Origin of the sequence: Paucibacter sp. M5-1, assembly GCF_027498415.2 — a bacterium.
Classification (GTDB): domain Bacteria; phylum Pseudomonadota; class Gammaproteobacteria; order Burkholderiales; family Burkholderiaceae_C; genus Roseateles_E.
In genome coordinates, this window is the sequence record NZ_JAPZLM020000001.1 from 3117950 (window position 1) to 3136749 (window position 18800).

Here is an 18800-nt window from a genome sequence, read left to right on the forward strand (position 1 = left end):
GCGGTTAGCCAGGTGGAACTTTCTGACCATGCAGTCTTGCCCTTCCCTGGGATTGCACCTGGCATGACGGCCCGCGCCCAGGCCCTCTGGCCTGTGGCGTAGCGGCCCATGCACCAGGCGATGCTCGCCTGCTTCCCTTCGTTCGACTCAGAAAGTCACCTCTCATGAAAATCGCGCTCATCATCGAAAACAGCCAAGCGGCCAAGTCCGACACCGTCTTCAATGCGCTGAAGACCGTCACCGAGCCGCTCGGACATGCCGTGCACCACTACGGCATGTACACCCCCGAGGACAAGGCCTCGCTGACCTATGTGATGAACGGCCTGCTGGCCGGCATCCTGCTGAACTCGAAGGCGGCCGATTTCGTCGTCACCGGCTGCGGCACCGGCATGGGTTCGATGCTGGCCTGCAATGCCATGCCCGGCGTGTTCTGCGGCCTGGTGATCGACCCGACCGATGCCTTTCTGTTCGGCCAGATCAACGACGGCAACTGCCTGTCCATGCCTTACGCCAAGGGTTTCGGCTGGGCGGCCGAACTGAATCTGCAGGACTGCTACCGCAAGCTGTTCGAGCACGAGCGCGGCGTCGGCTACCCGAAGGAGCGCGCCGCCATCATGGCCAAGAACCGCGGCATCCTGAAGGACCTGAAGGCCGCCTCGTGCAAGGACATGCTGAGCGTGCTGAAGACAGTGGACCAGGACCTGCTGAAGGCCACCGTGTCGGGCGAGAAGTTCCAGGAGCTGTTCTTCCCGAATTGCCAGGACGACGCCATCGCCGGCCATATCCGCCGCGTGCTGGGCGCCTGAGGCAAGCAGCGCGGCGTCCCTCAGGGCGCCAGCAAGGCCTCGCGGGCCGCTGACAGCACGGCGCCGGTCAGGCGGTCCAGCAGCCCGGAGGCCGCGCGGGCGTGCTGCCAGTAGAGGGCGACATCCAGCGGTGTGTCGGGCACCAGCTCGACCAGGCTGCCCTCGCTCAGCTGACGGGCGATCATCGATTCCGGATGCAGGCCCCAGCCCATGCCCGCCGCTGCGGCGCTCACAAAGGCATGGGAGGACGGCAGGGTATGCCGCGGCAGTTCCACATGCCGGTGGCACAGGCGCCGTGCCCAGCTGGCCTGCAGCTCGTCCTTGGTATTGAAGACCAGGCTGGGCGCCCGTGCCAGGCTGCCGGCGCCGACGCCGTCCGCGAAATAGCGCTGCATGAAGGCGGGGCTCGCGGCGGCGCGGTAGCGCATCGCGCCCAGCGGCCGGCTGTTGCAGCCGGCGGCGGGCCGCGCCGCCGCCGTCACGGCGGCCAGCACCGCGCCGCTGCGCAGGCGCTCGCTGGTGTGGTCCTGGTCGTCCACCAGCACTTCCAGCAGCACCGGGCTGTCCGCCGCGAAGCTGGCGAGCGCGGGGGCGGCCCAGGTCGCGAGGCTATCGGCATTGACGGCGATCGGCAGCGGCACGCGCGCCGGCGCATCCGCTGACAGGGCCGGCAGCGCGGTATGCAGGTCCTGCTCCAGCAGGCGCACCTGATCCACATGCTGGCACAGCCGGCGCCCCGTCTCGGTCGCGCGGCAGGGCTGCTCGCGTATCACCAGCGCGCAGCCGACCCGCTCCTCCAGCAGGCGGATGCGCTGGGAAATCGCCGAGGGCGTGACATGGAGCGCGCGCGCCGCGCGCTCAAAACTTCCCTCCCGCATCACGGCGGCCAGCGCAGAGAGCGCGGCGTAGTCCAGCATCTGATTAGTTTTCCTAAACTCGATTTAGATTAGTTAGTTTGGCTTCATTGCCAAGGACTGGCAAGCTGAGCCCATGATGATTTCAAACTTGGCCGCGGCCGCACTGCTGCAGGGCCTGGCGCTGAGCCTGGGCCTGATCGTCGCCATCGGGGCCCAGAACGCCTTCGTGCTGCGCCAGGGCCTGCGCCGCGAGCATGTCGGCCCGGTGGTGCTGTTCTGCGCCGCCGCCGATGCGCTGCTGATCATGGCCGGTGTACTGGGCATGGCCCAGGCGCTGGGCGAGCGCCCCGGCCTGGCGCGCGCGCTGGCCCTGGCCGGCGCGCTGTTCCTGGCGGTCTACGGCGCGCTGGCGCTGCGCCGCGCCCGGCAGTCGGGGCAACTGCGGGCGGCGGCCGGCGGCGAAGGCCTGGGCCGCACGGCGGCGCTGGCCCAGGCGGCGGCCTTCACGCTGCTGAACCCGCATGTCTATCTGGACACCGTGCTGCTGGTGGGCAGCATAGGCGCCCAGCAGCCGGCCGAGCTGCGCGCCGTCTTCATCGCCGGCGCCGCGCTCGCCAGCGCCATCTGGTTCGGGCTGCTGGGCTTCGGCGCCCGCTGGCTGGCGCCCTGGTTCGCGCGGCCTCGGGCCTGGCAGGTCCTGGACAGCCTGATCGGCCTGACGATGTGGGTGCTGTCGGCCTTGCTGCTGCGGCATGCGTTGGCGGGGCTCTAAGGCGGGGAGTGCCCACGCTTCACGCCGCCCATTCCAGCCACTCGCCCGGCGTCAGCGCCTGGACGGCAACGGGTTTCTCGCGCGCCGCCTCGCGCAGGCGGGCCAGCGGGTCCTCGATCTCGACGTACTCGGCCATGCCCGAGACGCCGTAGTGGATGGGAATCAGGCGGCGCGCGCCCAGAACGGTCGCGGCGGCCACCGCCTGCTCGGGGGTCAGCACGCCCGGCTGGCCACTGATCGGCTGGCGCCAGCCGAAGCGTGCGCCATTGATGGGCAGAAAGGCGGCATCGAAGGGCCCGAGCTGGCGGCCGATCCGCCACCAATGGCCGTGCCAGAGCGTGTCGCCGCCATGAAAGATGCGCCGCCCGCCGGCCGACACCACCCAGGAGACCTGCGGGTCGCCGAAGCCGTCCGAGGCGGGCACGGCGGTGGCGGTGAAGTCGCCGAGCAGTTGCGGCTCCCACAGCGGGGCCGGCCGGGCCCGTGCGCCCGGCGGCACCGGCAGCGGGTTGGTGCCGGCCGGATGGATCAGCGCGCCGCCCCGCCCCAGCGCCTCGGCCACGGCGCGCGCGTCGAAGTGGTCGGAGTGGGTGTGGGTGATCAGCACCTGGCTGTCGCCGATGGCGTCGCTGACCGGGATCAGCGCGTCCTTCAGCGCGGCCCCCCAGACGGCCGGGCTGACCAGCGGGTCGATGAACAGGCTGGCCTGCGGCAGCAGCAGACGGATGCCCGCCCAGGCCAGGCGCTGGATGCGCAGGCCGTCCGCGCCGCCGGCCGCCAGCACGGGTCGGCCCGCCAGCAGCAGGGCGGCGGCGGACGATAGAAAACCCCGGCGCCGCTGGCCATCGCAACTCAGCTGTATCAAGACCATCTCCAATCGTTGTGAACGCGTCATCCTGGCAAACACCGGTGCCGACGACAAACGAGATGTTTTTCCCTTCGCCTGAGAAAAACTAAGGCGATTGATAGGATGCGCGCCCCCCTGCCAGCCCGAGGCCCGCGTGAAGCCCCGCCATCCCGTCCCGCTGAATGCCTTGCGCGCCTTCGAGGCGGCCGCCCGCTGTCTCAGCTTCCAAGCCGCAGCGGCGCAGCTCTTCGTCACGCCTGCGGCGGTCAGCCACCAGGTCAAGCATCTGGAGGCCTATCTGGGCCTGCCGCTGTTTCATCGCGGCCATCGCTCGATCACACTGAGCGCCGAAGGTCAGGCGCTGGCCGCCTCGCTGAGCGAGCTGTTCGGCCAGCTTGAGCTGGCGCTGGACCGCGCCACCGCCCCCTCGGCAGCGCAGCTCTGCGTCAGCACGATGGAATCCTTCGCCGCGAAATGGCTGGCGCCCCGGCTGCATCACTTCCACCGCGAGCACCCCGATCTCAAGGTCCGTCTCGTGACCGGCAACGAGCCGGCCGATTTCGCCCGCGGCGGTGTCGATGTCGCGATCCGCTACGGCCCCGGCGGCTACACCGGCGTGCGGGCAGAGCGGCTGATGGAAGCCCCGGTGTTCCCGGTCTGCGCGCCCGCGCTGCTGGACGAGGCCTGCCGGCCGTTGCTCAGACCCGAAGACCTGGCACAGCACACCCTGCTGCATGACGACAGCGGGGCCGGCCGGCCCGGCGTGCCCGATTGGTCGGCCTGGCTCCAAGCCGCTGGCAGCCCAGGCGTGGACGCCAGCCGGGGCCCGGTCTTTTCCAGCATCTACCTGGCCCAGGAGGCAGCGGTCGCCGGCCACGGCGTCGCACTGGGCCTGGCGCCGCTGGTCGCGCAAGACCTGCAGCGCGGCCGATTGATCAAGCCCTTCGGCCCGGATCTGCCCAACGCCTACGCCTTCTGGATCGTCACCGGACTGCAGGGCCGCAGCAAGCCGGCCATCGAGGCCTTCTGCCGGTGGCTGCAGGAGGAGGCGGCCGAGCACTGAGGTGCCCTGCGCAACAGCCCCCCATAAGCAAGAAGGCCCGTCGCGCAAAGCGCCACGGGCCTTCTGTTCAGGGTCTGAGTCGGTCGATCTCAGAAGGGAATATCGTCATCCATATCATCGAAGCCGGTCGAGGACTTCGGGGCCGGTGCCGGGCGCGGAGCCGGGGGGCGCGGTGCAGAGGCACGAGGGGCCGGTGCCGGGGCATCGAAATCGTCGCCGCGGTCGGCGCCACGGCCGCCCGCGCTGCGGCCGCCGCCGTAGCTGCTGCCACCACCGCCGCCCTCGTCGCCGCCGTCACGGCCGCCCAGCAGCTGCATCTGGTCGGCGATGATCTCGGTGGTGTAGGTGTCGCGGCCTTCCTTGTCCTGCCATTTGCGGGTGCGCAGACGGCCTTCGACATAGAGCGGGCGGCCCTTCTTGCAGTACTGGCCGACGATCTCGGCCAGCTTGTCGTTGAACACGACACGGTGCCATTCGGTCTCTTCCTGCTTCTCGCCGGACTCGCGGTTCTTCCAGTTGCGCGTGGTCGCCAGGCTGATGGTGCAGAAGGCCACGCCGCTGGGGTTGTAGCGCAGCTCGGGGTCGCGACCGAGGTTGCCGATGAGAATGACTTTGTTGACCGAGGCCATGATGCGCTCCGCTGGCGTTTGTTCGTGAGTAAGGGCTGGATTATGCCGCTGTCGTTCGCCGCCCCCCAACTGGCGCCTCGTGCCCGCGATCCGGCACTTGATCCCCGCCGCCGCCGCCAGCGGGCGGGGGCATCCTAAGATGGCGCCATGCCCCGATCGAGCCCACGCCCCGCCGACAGCAATCACAAGCTCTGGCTTGCCTATGCCGGCCTGTGCCTGCTGAGCTGGATGCTTTATGCGATGGCCGGCACCGAGCTGCAGCGCGGCATCTGGCAGCTCTGGGGCGCGGTCTACCAGGCCACGCTGAGCCTGTGGCCGCCGATGCTGCTGGGTGTGGCCGTGCTGCCCTGGGTAGGCTGGCTGCAGCGCAGCGGCCTGGGCACGCCGGCCAGCCTGAGCCTGCATGCGCTGGCGGCCCTGCTGTTCGCCGCGCTGTGGCAGGGGCTGGAGTTCCTGACCGCCTGGTGGCTGTTCGGCGCCGACCATGCCGAGGCCACCTTGCAGCAGCTGGTGCTGTGGCGGGCGATCTGGGGCGTGTTCGTCTATATCGCGCTGGTGGCCGGCTTCGCGGCCGTGCTGAACGCGCGCCGCGCCCGCGCCAGCGCGGTGGCGGCGGCCCAGGCGGAGTCGGCGCTGGCGCGCGCCGAGCTGGCCGCGATCAGCGGCAAGCTGAATCCGCATTTCCTGTTCAACACGCTCAACATCCTGATCGCGCTGACCCGCAAGGACCCCAAGGCCGCCGAGGACGCGCTGCTGCGCTTTGCCGGCATGCTGCGCTATGTGCTGGACAGCAAACGCAGCGCCAGCGACCGCGTCAGCCTGCAGGACGAGGTCGATTTCGTGCGCGACTATCTGGCACTGGAGTCGCTGCGCCTGGGCCCGCGCCTGCACATCGCCTGGCAGCTGGACCCGGCCACGCTGGACGACGAGCTGCCGGCCCTGACCCTGCAGCCCCTGGTCGAGAACAGCATCCTGCACGGCATCGCGCCGCGCACCGGGGGCGGCTGCATCAGCATCAGCGCACGCCGCGATGCGCTCAACGCCGGCCTGGCCCTGACCGTGCAGGACGATGGCCCCGGCTGCGACCCGGCGCGGCTCGAAGCCGGCGTCGATGCCGACGGCGGCGCACGGCGCGGCATCGGCCTGTCGGCGCTGCGCCGGCGCTTCGCGCTGGACTTCGAGGGCCGTGCCCGCTTCAAGATCCACACCGCTCCCGGCGCGGGCTTCCGCGTCGACCTCTGGATACCGCAAGCATGACGATGATGAACCACGACCACAGCCCCCGCATACACACCCTGATCGCCGAGGACGAACCGCTGGCCGCCGAGAGCCTGGCCGAATGGGTGAGGCAGCTGCCGCAGCTGGAGCTGGTGGCGGTCTGCCACGATGGCGCCAGTGCGCTGGCCCAGATCCGCGCGCTGCAGCCGGCCCTGGTGCTGATGGACATCCAGATGCCGGGCATGACCGGCCTGCAGGTGCTGCGTGCGCTGGCGCAGCAGCCCAACACCAGCGGCCCGGCGGTGATCTTCACGACCGCCTATGACGAGCATGCGCTGACCGCCTTCGAGCTGCATGCGGTGGACTACCTGCTCAAGCCCTTCTCGCATGATCGCTTTGTCGAGGCGGTCGAGCACGCGCTGCAAGGGCTGGAGCGGGTCGATGACGCGGCGTCAAGCCCGACACTCAATCCGGCACTGGAGGCGCTGGAACAAGCCCCCGAGACGCCGCTGACCCGCATCCTGGTGCGCGACCAGGGCAAGATCTTCCCGCTGCATGTCGACGCGATCGAATACCTGCGCTCCGACGCCAAGTACACCGCCATCGCCAGCCGCGGTCGCCAGTTCCTGGTGCGCCTGCCGATCAGCAGCTTCGAGCAGCGCCTGGACCCGCAGCGCTTTCTGAAGCTGCAGCGCAGCTGCATCGTCAACCTCGATTGCGTGGAGGCGATGACGCCCGACGAGAGCTCCCAGCTGGTGGTGCAGATGCGCGACGGCACGCGCTTCACCGCCAGCCGCGAGGTCTCGAAGAAGCTGCGGGAGCAGTCGATATGAGAGCCCTGCTCGCGCTGCTGCTGGTGGCCGCTGCGCAGCCGGCCTCGGCCCAGACCGGCCAGCTCTACACACCGGGCGCCTTCGAGCGCCTGGAGGTCAGCGGCTCGGCCCAGGTGCGCCTGGCCCAGGGCGAGCGCGACCAGGTCTTCATCGTCGGCAATGCGCAGACGCAGAAAACCGTGCAGCTGGACTTGCGCGGCGACCGGCTGGTGATACGGCCGACCGGCAGCTGGAAGTTCTGGGACGGCTCGCGGCTGCAGATCGAGGTGCTGATGCGCGATGTGCGCCAACTGGTGCTGTCCGGCGCCAGCGATCTGCATGCGCCCGGCCCGCTGAAGACGAGGCAGCTGGACGTCACCATCGCCGGCGCCGGCCAGGCCCGTTTCGACGCGCTGGCGGCCGACAGCCTGCGCTTCGTGATTTCCGGTGCCGGCGAGGGCCGCCTGGCCGGCCAGGTCCGCACCATGCAGGCCGCGATCTCGGGCAAGGGCACGCTGCAGGCCGAGCAGCTGCAGGCCGGCACGGCCTCGGTCTCCATCAGCGGCGTCGGCCACGCCAGTTTCTGGGCCACCGACGCGGTGGGCATCGGCGTCTCCGGCGTCGGCACGGTGGACTACTGGGGCCCGGCCGACAGCAGCCGCCACAGCTCGGGCATGGCCTCAATCACCTACCGGGGAGAGAGGCCGCCCTCGGCCCCGGCTTATGCCTCACCGTCCCAGTAATCCAGCGAGTTCTCGCGGCGCTGTATCAGCGCCGGCCCCTTGGAGAACACCCCCACCTTGCCCGAGTCCGGGTACTCGCAGACCTCGGGCCGCTCCTGGGTGCTGATCGACAAGTACTTCAGATCGGCGTTCGAGGTGTTCAGGATGTGGTGCGGGTAGTCGGGGCCGCAGGGGATGAAGATCACATCGCCGGCCTTGATGGGCAGCAGCTCATCGGCCACCCTCAAGGTGCCCGAGCCCTCCAGCACGACAAACATCTCCTCCTGCGTGTGATGGAAGTGATAGGGGCAAGTCTGCTTGCCGGACGGCACGGTGTCGATGCCGCAGCCCAGCTTGCGCGCCGCCGTACCGTCGGACAGCGGGCCGACCAGGCTCTCGTAACGCGGCGCGCGCTCGAAGCGCTCGCGCGGGATCTCGTGGAAGTTGCGGATCAGCTGACTGCGCAGCTGCTGGGCTTTTTCTGTCAACGGGCTTCTCCTGGACAATAGCGGGCTCCATGCATCATCACGCCCCCCTCCAGATCCTGCAAGAAGTCTTCGGCTACGGCGCCTTCCGCGGCGCGCAGGCCGATATCGTCGACCATATGGTGAGCGGCGGTGACGCGCTGGTCCTGATGCCCACCGGCGGCGGCAAGAGCCTGTGCTACCAGGTGCCGGCGATCGCGCGGCACCGCCAGGGCCGGGGCGTGGCGGTGGTGGTCAGCCCGCTGATCGCGCTGATGCACGACCAGGTCGGCGCACTCGAAGAGGCCGGCGTGCATGCCGCCTTTCTGAACTCGACGCTGAGCTCGGAGCAGGCCGCCCATGTCGAGCGCGAGATGATGAGTGGGCGCCTGGTGATGCTGTATGCGGCACCCGAGCGCATCACCAACCCGCGCTTCCTGGCCCAGCTCGACTCGCTCAACGAGCGCGGCCTGCTGAGCCTGTTCGCGATCGACGAGGCGCATTGCGTCAGCCAGTGGGGCCATGACTTCCGCAGCGAATACCTGAGCCTGAGCCTGCTGCACGAGCGCTATCCGGACGTGCCGCGCATCGCGCTGACCGCCACCGCCGACGACCTGACGCGAGCCGACATCATCGAGCGCCTGAAGCTGGAGGACTCGCGTGTCTTCATCAGCAGTTTTGATAGGCCCAATATCCGCTACGCCATCGTCGAGAAGGACAAGCCGCGCGAGCAGTTGCTGCGCTTCATCCGCGACGAGCATGAGGACGAGGCCGGCGTCGTCTACTGCCAGAGCCGTAAAAAGGTCGAGGAGACCGCCGCCTGGCTGGAAGCCGAGGGCATGAAGGCCCTGCCCTATCACGCCGGCCTGGACGCCGCCGTGCGCCAGAGGCACCAGGATCGCTTTCTGCGCGAGGACGGCATCGTGATGGTGGCCACCATCGCCTTCGGCATGGGCATCGACAAGCCCGATGTGCGCTTCGTCGCCCATCTGGACCTGCCCAAGAACATCGAGAGCTACTACCAGGAGACCGGCCGCGCCGGCCGCGACGGCGCGCCGGCCAATGCCTGGATGGCTTATGGCCTGGCCGATGTGGTCAACCAGCGCCGCATGATCGACGAAAGCCCGGCCGAAGAAGAATTCAAGCAGGGCCAGCGCGGCAAGCTGGACGCGCTGCTGGCCCTGGCCGAGGCCACCGACTGCCGGCGCGTGCGCCTGCTGAGCTATTTCGGCGAGGCCAGCAGCGCCTGCGGCAACTGCGACAACTGCCTGAGCCCACCGGCCACCTGGGACGGCACCGAAGCCGCACGCAAGCTGCTCAGCTGCATCTACCGCTTCCACCAGAACGGCGGCCAGCGCTTCGGCGCCGGCCATCTGATCGATGTCCTGCGCGGCAAGGTCACCGACAAGGTCACGCAGTACGGCCACCAGAGCCTGTCGACCTGGGGTGTCGGCGCCAGCCTGCCCGAGCAACAGTGGCGCGCCGTGCTGCGCCAACTGATCGCGCTGGGCCATGTCGTCAGCGAGGGCGAATACCACACGCTGGCGCTGGCCGACAGCGCCCGCGCGGTGCTCAAGGGCGAGGTCCAGCTGCTGCTGCGCGTGCCCAGCGTCACGCGCGGCAAGGCCACGCGCGGCGCGCCGGGCAAGAGCAGCGGCAGCAAGGCCGCCCCCATCGATCTGGACTTCGAGGCCCAGCAACGCTTCGAGGCCTTGAAGGCCTGGCGCGCCGAGGTGGCCAAGGAGCACGGCCTGCCGGCCTATGTGATCTTCCAGAACGTCACGCTGGCCGAGATGGCCCGGCTGCATCCGCAAAGCCTGGACGAGCTGGCCGGCATCAGCGGCGTCGGCGCGAAGAAGCTGGAAGCCTATGGGCGGGAGATCTTGCGGGTGCTGGGCGGCGAGGACTGAGGCCAGGCACCTGCTCGGAGGCCTGGCCGCGCTCTCAGCACATCGCCTCTGGCGCGCAGGAAAGTTGGGCCAGGCGCTGGTCGCCGCCGTCCGCACGCTGACCCAGCACCAGCACACGCGGCAAGCGCTCGACCCGTTGCATCAGCAGCTGGGTCGGTTCCGAACTCTGGCCGATGATCAGCACCCGCTCCAACCGCATCAGCGGCTGCTCGGCCGTGGTGCCGACATCGATCAGCGCCAGCAGCGCGCTCGTGACGCTGAGGGCCACCAGGCTGGCGACGGATTTCTCGGTGAGGCTGTGCTTGAACATCATGCTGAACTCCTTGATGCATCGGCCTGACGCGGGCCGGTGAATGCAGTGTCGGCGGCGTCCGCTCAGCAGGCGAGGCCGACGCGACAGGCTGGCAAAAACGCTGTCTGAACCGACCCTGGGAGCGACCGGGCGGACCGATCAGCAGCTCGACAGGCTGGCGCAATCGAGCTGGCTGAGGCGCTCGGCCGAAGCCGCTGCCTGCGGTGCGGCCGGCTGCGCCACGGTGTGCAGGTTTTGCGGTGCGCTCTGCTCGGCCAGCACCAGGGCCATCGTGGCCGCGCCGGCAACGGCGATGAGGGCGGTCAGAAAGGTCTTGGCGCTGCTGTGCATGGCGGGCTCCGGCGGGGCATGGGAGGCGTGGGTAGAAGTTTGCAGTGTCGGCAGGACGGCAGCGCGCCGCCAGCGCTTGGCGACGGGCAGCGGCAGGCGCCGCATGAAATGCGGGCAGCCGCGATGAGCGGGGTGGCCGAGCGACGAGGCCCGCGCTCAGCGCTGCAGATCCAGGCGCTTGTGCAGCGCCTGCGCCCGGGCGCGCGATTCGCGCTCGCGGGCCTGGCGTGCCCCCTGCTCCTGCTCGGCCAGGCGCTGCGCGCCGCTCAGCGCCGCCGGTCGGCCGGCGGCGACGGCGGCCTGGTCGAGGTTCTCACCCCAGCTCAGCCCCGGCTTCAGCAGCACAGGGCTGGCGAGACGATCGGCCGCATCGGCCTCCAGCCAGGGCAGCAGATCGGCCAGCACCAGGCGCACACGCGGCCGCAGCGCGGCCTCGCCGATACGGCCGCGCTGGCCCCAGACCACCGGCAGATCGGCGCTGCTGCTGGCATCGGCCGCCAGCTGGGGCGCGATGGCGATGTCGCGCAGCACCCCGTAGCGCAGCTGCATCATGGCCTCCTCCACCAGCATCGCGGCATCCTCGTGCGGCACGCTCTGGCCGGCCGGCACCGAGTAGCTGTAGTCATCGCTGACCCGGTCCTGGCTGAAGAAATGCACGATGTCCTCGGGCCTGTAGGCCTGCTGCTGCGCGCTGGCCTCGGCGCCGAAGAACAGCACCTGGCCCAGCGCGCGCATCTCCTGCGAGAAGAAGGGGTAGCGCTGGTGCAGATCCTGCGAAGCCGTCAGCGCCGGGCTGGCCTCGTAGACACGCAGATGACCGGCCAGTCCGCTCTGCACCCGCGGCGGCACAAAGTCCGCCGCATGCGCCAGCTCGTGATAGAGCAAGCGTGCCAGCTCGTAGCGCAGCGCCGCGAGCGTGCGCGAGGGTCGCTCGGCCACCGGATAGGCGGGGGTGGCATGGCGGTTGTCCAGCACATAGCGCCAGGGCGTGCTGTAGGCCAGCGCGGCACCGTAGGCGCTGCGCGGATCGGGGCTTTCGCTGAGGGTGTCGCGCTGCTCGGGCGTCATCCAGAGGTAAGCCCCATCCAGATAGATGGCGCCGGTGGCGCTCCAGTAGAAGGCCGGCCGCACGCGCGCCCCGATCACCACAGCCGTGCTCGCGTTGAGCATGCGGCGGAAGTCGCCATGCGGATCTTGCTCGCGCAAGAAGCGCTCGAACACCGCAGCCATCCAGTCATGCGAGACCAGCAGCCGCTGCATCACCTGCTCCACCGTCGGCACGGCACCGGCCGTCTGCTGGCCCAGCAGCGGCAGGCGGGACAACGTGCAGAGATTGTTAGGACTGCTGCTCAGGCCGGGGTGGTAGATGCAGTCGCTCAGGGCGCGGGCATGGGGGCCGTCGGCCAGCCAGGGGTAGACGCGGCTGCTCGGGTTGTCGCCGCCAAACAGCGGGTTGGCCGCCGGCTGCGGCGGCGGTTGGACCAGCAGGGTGAATTCATCGCTGGCGCTGCGGCCGTCGGCCAGGCTCAGCCGGGCGCGCAGGCGCAGCAGGCTGTCGACGCTGACCGCCGGCGCCTTGAACACCAGTCGCGCCTCGTCGCGGCGCTCCAGGGTGGCGGCCGGGCCGTCCAACTGCTCCCAATGCCATTGCGCGCCGGCCAGCTCGCCAGCGTTCAGTCCCGACGCCCAGGCCCGCAGCGACAGGCTGCCACCGCCCCAGACCGAGGGCTCGCCGCGCACGCTCAGCCCCGGCCCTGCAGCGGCCGGTGCCATCTCAAGAGCCAGCTCGGCCGTATGGGCCGCGCCGCCGGCGTCCTTGAAACTCAAGGCTAAGCGGTAGGCACCGGCCTCGGCCGGCTCGATGCTGAGCGCCGGCGAGCGCGCAGCCAGCATGGCAAGACCTGGCCCCGCCGTCTGCTGCCAGCGCGGCTCGGCCAGGGCCGCGCCACCACAGGCCAGCAGGGCCAGCTCGGTCGCGCGGCCGGCCTGTATCGTCGCTTCGCGGGCCAGCCGCGCCACCGAACCGGGTTCGCAGCTGGCACTCAAGGGCGGCACGACCGGCGGCGGTGCAGGATCGGCGGCGCCACCGCCGCCGCCACAGGCACCCAGCAGCAAGGCCAGGCCCAGGACTCCGACAACTCTGATCGTCACGCCGCCTCCCGCCGCGAGCCTCATCGATGCCCGACAGCATAAGGGACCAGCGCAGCGGAGCAGAGTCACCGCAGCACGCGCGATGCGGCCGTGGCTCTGCTCCGTTCAGAGAAGCGCACGCATCAGATGCGGCGAGCCGGCTTGGCAGCGGCCAGCTGCACGGCGGGCTGGGAAGCCAGGCTGCGGCCTTCGATGACCACGCGCGGCAGTTGCACGATCTGCTGGCTGGCTTGGGCCGACTTGCCGGTGATGACGACGCGCGGCAGCTGCTCGATCTTCTGCGGGGCGGCCTGGGCGCTGCCGATGGCGGCGAGAACGAGGGCGGCGGCAAGTTGGATCAGACGGACTTGCATGATGGGCTCATTGGGTTTGACTGTTTGGTCGACATGTTGTGTCGATGGAGTCAGTATCGGAGCCGATCCCGGCGCGCTCCAGCGCCTTGTGATGAACTGCAAGCCGCGCCGGATGGGGCGTCACAGGCGCCGACGGATGTGCGAGCTGGCCTCAGGAGATGGCGCCGCCCCCCAGCACCTGCCGCACCAGCGGCGCCAGCTCCTCCAGGGTCTGCTCCTTGCGGATCAGGCCGCGCACACCGAGGCTGCGCGCTTCGGCCAGCAGGGCCTCGGTGACATGGCCCGAGCTAAGCAGCACCGGCAGCGCCGGCGCGATCAGGGCGAGGCGGCGTGCCAGCTCAAGACCGGTGCAGGCCGGCATGTTGTAGTCGCTGACCAGCAGGTCGATGCCGCCGGCCTGGGCCAGACGGAGCGCCTGCTCGGGCTCGGCGCACAGGCTGACACGCCAACCCTGGCGCTGCAGCAGGCCTTGCACGGTCAGGCGCATGACCTCGTCGTCGTCGACATAGACGATGTGCTGCCCCTGGCCGACCGCCGTCACGCCCGGCTCCGGCGCCGGCTCGGCCGGCAGCTCGCCGCCCTGCAGCAGCGGCAGATAGAGGTGGAAGCAGCTGCCGACACCAGGCTGGCTGTCGACCTGGATCTCGCCCTGATGGGCCAGCACGATGCCATGGGCGACCGCCAAGCCGAGGCCCGTGCCCTGACCCTGCGGCTTGGTCGTGAAGAAGGGCTCGAACAGGCGGCTGCGCGTGGCGGCGTCGATGCCGCTGCCATCGTCGCGCACCCACAGATGGGCGCGCGCCGGGCTGCCGGAAGGGTGCTCGGCACTCAGACCCACCTCGACCCGCCCGACGCCACCGGCCAGTGCATGCCAGGCATTGGTGCACAGATTGATCAGCACCTGCTGGATCTGCGTGGCGTCGGCGCGCACATGCAGGGGCTGGTCCGCCAGGCTCAGCACCAGCTGCACGCCGGGCGGCAGCGCGGTGCGCAGCAAGGCCAGGCTTTCCTGCACCAGGGCCTGCAGCTGCACGACGCGCAGCTCCTGCGGCTGGCGCCGGCTGAAGGCCAGGATCTGCTGCACCAGGCTGCGCGCCCGCTGGCCGCCGATGCGTATCAGGCCCAGATGGGCGGTGGCCGGATGCTCGGCGGGCAGTTGCTCCAGCGCCAGCGCCACATTGCCGAGGATGGCGCCGAGGATGTTGTTGAAGTCGTGCGCGATGCCGCCGGCCAGCGTGCCCATGGCCTCGAGCTTCTGCGCCTCGCGCAGCTGGGCTTCGAGCTCGCTGCGGCGCGCCTCGGCGCGCACCCGCTCGCTGAGGTCGATGTCGACACAGTAGAGCTCGGCCTCGCCGCGGCTGTTGCGCTGCATCGTGTGGCTGGAGAACACATGAACCGGGCTGCCGTTCTTGTGCTGCAGCACCAGCTCCTCGGCCGGCGTCGAGACCACGCCGGCCGCCAGCCACTGCCGCGTGGCTTCGATCACCAGCGGCCGCATCGGTGGCGGGATGATCAGCTCCTCCAGCGGCCGGCCCAGCGCCTCCTCGCGGCTGTAGCCATAGAGCTGCTCGCTGGCGGCATTCCAGAAGATCACCCGGCGCTCGGCGTCATAGCCCTGCACCGAGATCTTCTCGACCCCCTCCAGCAGCGCGCGAAAACGGCTCTCGCTGCCGGCCAGCGCCTGCAGGGCCTGCTCCAGCGGCTTGTTGCGCAAGCTGTCCATGGCGTCGCTCCCTGTGGCGAGAGCCTGGCTCCCGGGGTCGGAGCCCGGCCGGCGCCTGTGTCGGACCATTGTTGCCCGGGGCCGGGCCGGCTGCAAAGCTCAAAGAGGGGACGTTCGGACGCGGCTCAGGACGCGTTGCCCAGCATGATGCGGGCGAGAGCCGGCAGGCCGCCGGGACCGTGGGACTCGGTCTGCGCCATGGGCTCGGCGTCGAACCCGGCCGAGCCCAGCCACAGCGTGCCCAGCAGGGCCAGGCCGAGAAGCAGGAGCAGGAGACGGGGTTTCATGGGCCCGCAGTATCCGTCAGCGCGGCCCGGGCGCAAGCCCCAAGAAGGGCGATATCGACCGGGCCTTCATCTTCTCTTAAAAGAATTCTTGCTATTCAATAAACAAAGAATAACAATAAATAAAAGCAAGCAAGTACACAAATGCGTATTTCCAAGACCCAGCAGGCCAGCAACAAGCGCCTGATCCTGCAGACGGCGGTGGACCTGATGACACAGCAGGGTTTCGACGCCACGACGATGAAGCAGATCGCGCGGGCCGCCGGGGTCGGCGACGCGACCATCTACAAATATTTCCCCAGCAAGGAAAAGCTGGTGCTGGCCTATTTCGAGCAGGCCTTCGAGGATGCGCTGGCCCAGTGGCGCGCCACGCCCGGCCAGGCCGAATGGAGCCTGCAGGAGCGGCTGCAGCTGCTGATGGACAGCCTGCTGGAGCGCCTGCTGCCCGACCGCGAGTTCGTGGCCCTGGCTCGCGAGCTGGTCGAGCGCGCCCCGCTGCTGATGCTGGGCGGCGGGCTGCCCGGCCGCGAGTTGCTGCAGCAGGCCCTGCTGGAGCTGCTGGACGATGCCCAGGCCCGCAGCGAGATCGTTCCCTGCGGCCCTCTGCTGAGGACCGGCCTGTCCGCGCTGATGGCCGACTACAGCTATGGCGTGATCAGCTACTGGCTCAAGGACGATAGCGAGGACTTCGGCAACACCACGCAGCTGCTGGAGCTGAGCCTGTCGCTGCTGGTGCTGAGCCTGGCCAGCGGTGTGATCGGCAAGCTGATGGAGCTGGGCGGCTTTGTGCTGCGCAGCCAGCTGATGCGCCTGCTGCAGGACGGCGGCGGCCTGCTGGATCTGCTCAAGATGGCCAAGGGTGGCTTGAGCGGCCTCGGTGGGCGGGCATGATGAGCGGCACCGCCAACCCCGCCCTGCTGCTCGGCGCGCTCCTGAGCGCGCTGGCCGCCGCGCTGCATCTGGCCATCATCGTCGGTGGTGCCCCCTGGTATCGCTGCTTCGGTGCCGGCGAGGGCATGGCCAGGCTGGCCCAGGCCGGTCATTGGTGGCCGGCCTTGCTGACGCTGGGCATCGCTGTTGCGCTGCTGGTGGCCGCCGCCTATGCGCTGGGCGCCGGCGGCTGGAGCGCAGCGTTGCGCGGCCTGCCGGGGCTGCGCTGGGTGCTGCTGGGCATCACCGCCGTCTATCTGCTGCGCGGCCTGGCGCCCTGGCCGGCCATGCTGCTGCAGCCCGAGCTGCGTCAGCCCTTCTGGATCTGGAGCACGCTGATCTGCGCCGGCTACGGTGTCATCCATGCGCTGGGCCTGGCCCAGGTCTGGAGCCGGCTGTGAGCAAGCATCCTGCGCGCAGCTGGACCTGCCCGCTGCCGCCCGCCAGCCTGATCGCCGCCGAACTGCCGGGCGCCGACTTCGCCGACTGCCATGCCCTGCCCGACACCCGTCCGCATGAGCCGGCGCTGGCCAGCTATCTGTCGCTGATGGCGCACACGCCGGCCTGGATGAACGGCCTGATGGCGCTGCGCAACCGCCTGGTCCAGCCTTTCGGCTTGAAGCATCTGGGGCGGCTGGATGCGCTGCGACCGGCCGATGCGGCCTCGGGCTATAGGGTCGGCGAGCGGCTGGGCATCTTCAGCCTGGTCACGCTGAGCGAGCGCGAGCTGGTGCTGGAGGACGACGACAAGCATCTGCGCGTGCGGCTCTCGCTCTACAAGGACGGCGGCGACCCGGCGCGGCCGCTGCTCAAACTCAGCGCCGTGGTCCATGTGCATCGCGGCCTGGGCCATGCCTATATGGCCCTGGTCGGGCCGGTGCACCGCCGCATCGTGCCGCTGATGCTGAGCCATTGGATGCGACAACAGGCGGGGACGGCCCATGGCTGAGGCACCGCCGACCGGGCGGCTCGCGCGCGGCGCGGTGGCCGGTGCCGCACTGGCCCGGGCCGGGCTCAGCCAGCTGGGCCACAAGGCCGCGCAAGGCCTGGGCCTGGCCGGCCCGCAGGCCCAGGCCGAGCAGGAGGCGCGGCTGGGCCGCATCCTGTTCGGCGCGCTGAACCAGCTCAAGGGCGTGGGCCTGAAGGCGGCGCAGCTGCTCAGCATGGAGGCCGGCCTGCTCCCCGAAGGCGTGCGCGAGCAGCTGGCCCACGCCCAGTACCGCGCCACGCCGCTGAACCGCGCCCTGGTCCGCAAGCTGCTGCGCGAGGAGTTCGGCCAGGGGCCGGAAACGCTGTTCGCTGCCTTCGAGCCGGAGGCCTTTGCCGCCGCCAGCCTGGGCCAGGTGCATGGCGCACTGGGCGCCGACGGCCGCCGCCTGGCCGTCAAGCTGCAGTACCCGGGCATGGCCGCGACGGTGCGCAGCGATATGCTGCTGCTGCGCACCCTGCTCGGCGGCCTGGGCGGACTGCCCGATCCCGAGCTGCTGGCGCGCACGCTGGCCCAGATCGAGCAGGCCCTGCTCCAGGAACTGGACTACCGGCTGGAGGCCGAGCAGCTGGCCTGGTTTGCCGCTCATCTGCCCGAGCAGGACTTTGTGCTGCCGCGAGCGCTGCCCGCGCTCAGCAGCGCACGCGTGCTGACGATGGAGCGGCTGGCCGGCCTGCATCTGCCCGACTGGCTGGCCGGCGGCCCGAGCCAGGCCGAGCGCGACCGCCAGGGTCAGGTCTTGCTGGACCTGTTCATGACCAGCGCCTTCGAGCTGCGGCGTCTGCAGGCCGATCCGCAGCCGGGCAACTACCTGTTCATGCCCGACGGCCGGCTGGGGCTGCTGGATTTCGGCTGCACGCGAACGCTGGCCCCCGACTTTGCCGAGAGCCTGCGCCAGACCTGGCGCGCCCGGCTGCGCGGCGACGATGCCGGCCTGCTCGACGCTTACATAGCCCTGGGCCTGGTCGCGCCGGAGCTGGGTCTGGTGGAGTTCCGCAGCCAGCTGCTGCCGGCGCTGGCGCCGCTGCTGGACTGGCTGCTGCTGCCCTGGCGCACGCCGCGCTACGACTTCGGCCAGCACCCGGCGATGCCGCGCATGCCGGCCGCCCAACATCGCCTGGCGATGCGCTACCTCAAGCACATGCCCGCCGAGCAGCCCTTCTTCGACCGCAGCCTGCTGGGCCTTGTGCATCTGCTGAGCCGGCTGCGGGCCCAGGTCACCACCCACCAAGACTGGATTTGATGATGAACACGACGACGTTTTCGACACCCCGCCCACGCGCCTGGGTCGGCCATTGGCTGATGGGCGTGGCCGCCCTGCACACGGTGTTTGCGGGCGCGGCGTTCGCGCCGGTGCTGCTGCAGATGGCGCGGGGCGGATTGCTGGACAGCGTCGGCGCCGATCCGCTGCGCGGCGCGGTGACCTGGTTCACGCTGTTCGGTGCGGTGCTGGCCTTGCTGGCCATCAGCATCACGGCACTGGAGCGCGACGGCCAGACCCGGGCGCTGCGCCGACTCGGCTGGGGCCTGCTGGCCCTGACCCTGCTGAGCCTGCTGCTGATGCCGGCATCCGGCTTCTGGCTGGTGCTGCCGGCGATCTGGGCCCTGCTGCGGCGCTAACGCCCCCC

The 18800-nt window shown here is 70.1% G+C and carries 22 protein-coding genes; 12 read left to right on the top strand and 10 right to left on the bottom strand.

The window, feature by feature from the left end; translation table 11 throughout:
* Window positions 1-164 precede the first annotated feature (164 nt).
* Window positions 165-806 (top strand): RpiB/LacA/LacB family sugar-phosphate isomerase, encoded by a 642-nt coding sequence (locus O5M90_RS14585; protein WP_262968835.1) that lies wholly within the window; start codon window positions 165-167, stop codon window positions 804-806.
* A gap of 20 nt (window positions 807-826) precedes the next feature.
* On the opposite strand, the gene O5M90_RS14590 is transcribed toward O5M90_RS14585, so the two are convergent.
* Entirely contained in the window at window positions 827-1723 is an 897-nt protein-coding gene (locus O5M90_RS14590) for a LysR family transcriptional regulator ArgP (protein ID WP_269839313.1), read from the bottom strand.
* A gap of 76 nt (window positions 1724-1799) precedes the next feature.
* On the opposite strand from O5M90_RS14590, the gene O5M90_RS14595 reads away from it, so the two are divergent.
* Window positions 1800-2435 (top strand): LysE/ArgO family amino acid transporter, encoded by a 636-nt coding sequence (locus tag O5M90_RS14595; protein WP_269839314.1) that lies wholly within the window; start codon window positions 1800-1802, stop codon window positions 2433-2435.
* A gap of 19 nt (window positions 2436-2454) precedes the next feature.
* Here O5M90_RS14595 and O5M90_RS14600 read toward each other — a convergent pair whose 3' ends face one another.
* On the bottom strand, window positions 2455-3300 hold the full coding sequence (locus O5M90_RS14600; RefSeq protein ID WP_269839315.1) for an MBL fold metallo-hydrolase: 846 nt from the start codon (window positions 3298-3300) through the stop codon (window positions 2455-2457).
* A gap of 136 nt (window positions 3301-3436) precedes the next feature.
* Here O5M90_RS14600 and gcvA point away from each other — a divergent pair, with 136 nt between their 5' ends.
* A complete protein-coding gene (gene gcvA / locus O5M90_RS14605) occupies window positions 3437-4345 on the top strand; it encodes a transcriptional regulator GcvA (RefSeq protein WP_269839316.1) in 909 nt (302 codons plus the stop codon).
* An 89-nt stretch (window positions 4346-4434) separates the two neighbouring features.
* On the opposite strand, the gene ssb is transcribed toward gcvA, so the two are convergent.
* Complete coding sequence (ssb, locus tag O5M90_RS14610; RefSeq protein ID WP_440402129.1) at window positions 4435-4974, bottom strand: single-stranded DNA-binding protein; 540 nt, start codon at window positions 4972-4974, stop codon at window positions 4435-4437.
* A 147-nt stretch (window positions 4975-5121) separates the two neighbouring features.
* Here ssb and O5M90_RS14615 point away from each other — a divergent pair, with 147 nt between their 5' ends.
* From O5M90_RS14615 to O5M90_RS14625, 3 genes are read left to right on the top strand one after another with little or no spacing between them, the layout of a single operon-like run.
* Entirely contained in the window at window positions 5122-6231 is a 1110-nt protein-coding gene (locus O5M90_RS14615; RefSeq protein WP_269839317.1) for a sensor histidine kinase, read from the top strand.
* The gene (locus O5M90_RS14620; RefSeq protein WP_269839318.1) at window positions 6228-7025 is read left to right on the top strand and encodes a LytR/AlgR family response regulator transcription factor; all 798 of its coding nucleotides are present in this window, start codon (window positions 6228-6230) and stop codon (window positions 7023-7025) included. The genes O5M90_RS14615 and O5M90_RS14620 overlap by 4 nt, the downstream gene beginning before the upstream one ends.
* Window positions 7022-7747: a head GIN domain-containing protein gene (locus O5M90_RS14625; protein ID WP_262968829.1), complete on the top strand. Its 726-nt coding sequence runs from the start codon at window positions 7022-7024 to the stop codon at window positions 7745-7747. The genes O5M90_RS14620 and O5M90_RS14625 overlap by 4 nt, the downstream gene beginning before the upstream one ends.
* Here O5M90_RS14625 and O5M90_RS14630 read toward each other — a convergent pair.
* Complete coding sequence (locus O5M90_RS14630; protein ID WP_269839319.1) at window positions 7726-8214, bottom strand: cupin domain-containing protein; 489 nt, start codon at window positions 8212-8214, stop codon at window positions 7726-7728. The two genes, O5M90_RS14625 and O5M90_RS14630, sit on opposite strands and share 22 nt — an antisense overlap.
* A gap of 29 nt (window positions 8215-8243) precedes the next feature.
* On the opposite strand from O5M90_RS14630, the gene recQ reads away from it, so the two are divergent.
* Entirely contained in the window at window positions 8244-10100 is a 1857-nt protein-coding gene (gene recQ, locus O5M90_RS14635; RefSeq protein ID WP_269839320.1) for a DNA helicase RecQ, read from the top strand.
* A 34-nt stretch (window positions 10101-10134) separates the two neighbouring features.
* Here recQ and O5M90_RS14640 read toward each other — a convergent pair whose 3' ends face one another.
* The 6 genes from O5M90_RS14640 to O5M90_RS14665 all read right to left on the bottom strand — a co-directional run bounded on the left by O5M90_RS14640 (window position 10135) and on the right by O5M90_RS14665 (window position 15257).
* Window positions 10135-10413: a hypothetical protein gene (locus O5M90_RS14640; RefSeq protein ID WP_269839321.1), complete on the bottom strand. Its 279-nt coding sequence runs from the start codon at window positions 10411-10413 to the stop codon at window positions 10135-10137.
* A 138-nt stretch (window positions 10414-10551) separates the two neighbouring features.
* Entirely contained in the window at window positions 10552-10743 is a 192-nt protein-coding gene (locus tag O5M90_RS14645) for a hypothetical protein (RefSeq protein ID WP_137942528.1), read from the bottom strand.
* Window positions 10744-10899: 156 nt separating this feature from the next.
* Window positions 10900-12894, bottom strand: a complete 1995-nt coding sequence (locus O5M90_RS14650) for a hypothetical protein (protein WP_269839322.1) — start codon at window positions 12892-12894, stop codon at window positions 10900-10902.
* A gap of 122 nt (window positions 12895-13016) precedes the next feature.
* Window positions 13017-13247, bottom strand: coding sequence for a hypothetical protein (locus tag O5M90_RS14655; RefSeq protein ID WP_269839323.1), 231 nt, complete (start codon window positions 13245-13247; stop codon window positions 13017-13019).
* A 151-nt stretch (window positions 13248-13398) separates the two neighbouring features.
* Window positions 13399-14970, bottom strand: a complete 1572-nt coding sequence (locus O5M90_RS14660) for a hybrid sensor histidine kinase/response regulator (RefSeq protein WP_269839324.1) — start codon at window positions 14968-14970, stop codon at window positions 13399-13401.
* 125 nt (window positions 14971-15095) lie between these two features.
* The gene (locus tag O5M90_RS14665) at window positions 15096-15257 is read right to left on the bottom strand and encodes a hypothetical protein (RefSeq protein ID WP_171018225.1); all 162 of its coding nucleotides are present in this window, start codon (window positions 15255-15257) and stop codon (window positions 15096-15098) included.
* Between the two features lie 141 nt (window positions 15258-15398).
* On the opposite strand from O5M90_RS14665, the gene O5M90_RS14670 reads away from it, so the two are divergent.
* The 5 genes from O5M90_RS14670 to O5M90_RS14690 are packed head-to-tail and all read left to right on the top strand — an operon-like array spanning window position 15399 to window position 18792.
* Window positions 15399-16145 carry a TetR/AcrR family transcriptional regulator gene (locus tag O5M90_RS14670; RefSeq protein ID WP_269839325.1) on the top strand — a complete coding sequence of 249 codons (747 nt, stop codon included), beginning with the start codon at window positions 15399-15401 and terminating at the stop codon, window positions 16143-16145.
* Entirely contained in the window at window positions 16145-16585 is a 441-nt protein-coding gene (locus tag O5M90_RS14675; protein ID WP_269839326.1) for a hypothetical protein, read from the top strand. Before O5M90_RS14670 ends, O5M90_RS14675 begins: the two co-directional genes overlap by 1 nt.
* Window positions 16582-17133: a DUF2867 domain-containing protein gene (locus O5M90_RS14680; protein ID WP_269839327.1), complete on the top strand. Its 552-nt coding sequence runs from the start codon at window positions 16582-16584 to the stop codon at window positions 17131-17133. The genes O5M90_RS14675 and O5M90_RS14680 overlap by 4 nt, the downstream gene beginning before the upstream one ends.
* Window positions 17126-18415 (top strand): ABC1 kinase family protein, encoded by a 1290-nt coding sequence (locus tag O5M90_RS14685; protein WP_269839328.1) that lies wholly within the window; start codon window positions 17126-17128, stop codon window positions 18413-18415. The genes O5M90_RS14680 and O5M90_RS14685 overlap by 8 nt, the downstream gene beginning before the upstream one ends.
* A 2-nt stretch (window positions 18416-18417) precedes the next feature.
* Window positions 18418-18792, top strand: coding sequence for a DUF6463 family protein (locus O5M90_RS14690; RefSeq protein ID WP_269839329.1), 375 nt, complete (start codon window positions 18418-18420; stop codon window positions 18790-18792).
* The last annotated feature ends 8 nt before the right edge of the window (window positions 18793-18800 follow it).

What these genes read in the sequence shown, in the direction of transcription:
- O5M90_RS14585 (WP_262968835.1), top strand. Translation starts at nt 165, where the DNA reads ATGAAAATCGCGCTCATCATCGAAAACAGCCAAGCGGCCAAGTCCGAC.
- O5M90_RS14590 (WP_269839313.1), bottom strand. Translation starts at nt 1,723, where the DNA reads ATGCTGGACTACGCCGCGCTCTCTGCGCTGGCCGCCGTGATGCGGGAG.
- O5M90_RS14595 (WP_269839314.1), top strand. Translation starts at nt 1,800, where the DNA reads ATGATTTCAAACTTGGCCGCGGCCGCACTGCTGCAGGGCCTGGCGCTG.
- ssb (WP_440402129.1), bottom strand. Translation starts at nt 4,974, where the DNA reads ATGGCCTCGGTCAACAAAGTCATTCTCATCGGCAACCTCGGTCGCGAC.
- O5M90_RS14615 (WP_269839317.1), top strand. Translation starts at nt 5,122, where the DNA reads ATGCCCCGATCGAGCCCACGCCCCGCCGACAGCAATCACAAGCTCTGG.
- O5M90_RS14620 (WP_269839318.1), top strand. Translation starts at nt 6,228, where the DNA reads ATGACGATGATGAACCACGACCACAGCCCCCGCATACACACCCTGATC.
- O5M90_RS14625 (WP_262968829.1), top strand. Translation starts at nt 7,022, where the DNA reads ATGAGAGCCCTGCTCGCGCTGCTGCTGGTGGCCGCTGCGCAGCCGGCC.
- recQ (WP_269839320.1), top strand. Translation starts at nt 8,244, where the DNA reads ATGCATCATCACGCCCCCCTCCAGATCCTGCAAGAAGTCTTCGGCTAC.
- O5M90_RS14640 (WP_269839321.1), bottom strand. Translation starts at nt 10,413, where the DNA reads ATGATGTTCAAGCACAGCCTCACCGAGAAATCCGTCGCCAGCCTGGTG.
- O5M90_RS14645 (WP_137942528.1), bottom strand. Translation starts at nt 10,743, where the DNA reads ATGCACAGCAGCGCCAAGACCTTTCTGACCGCCCTCATCGCCGTTGCC.
- O5M90_RS14655 (WP_269839323.1), bottom strand. Translation starts at nt 13,247, where the DNA reads ATGCAAGTCCGTCTGATCCAACTTGCCGCCGCCCTCGTTCTCGCCGCC.
- O5M90_RS14660 (WP_269839324.1), bottom strand. Translation starts at nt 14,970, where the DNA reads ATGGACAGCTTGCGCAACAAGCCGCTGGAGCAGGCCCTGCAGGCGCTG.
- O5M90_RS14665 (WP_171018225.1), bottom strand. Translation starts at nt 15,257, where the DNA reads ATGAAACCCCGTCTCCTGCTCCTGCTTCTCGGCCTGGCCCTGCTGGGC.
- O5M90_RS14670 (WP_269839325.1), top strand. Translation starts at nt 15,399, where the DNA reads ATGCGTATTTCCAAGACCCAGCAGGCCAGCAACAAGCGCCTGATCCTG.
- O5M90_RS14675 (WP_269839326.1), top strand. Translation starts at nt 16,145, where the DNA reads ATGAGCGGCACCGCCAACCCCGCCCTGCTGCTCGGCGCGCTCCTGAGC.
- O5M90_RS14685 (WP_269839328.1), top strand. Translation starts at nt 17,126, where the DNA reads ATGGCTGAGGCACCGCCGACCGGGCGGCTCGCGCGCGGCGCGGTGGCC.
- O5M90_RS14690 (WP_269839329.1), top strand. Translation starts at nt 18,418, where the DNA reads ATGAACACGACGACGTTTTCGACACCCCGCCCACGCGCCTGGGTCGGC.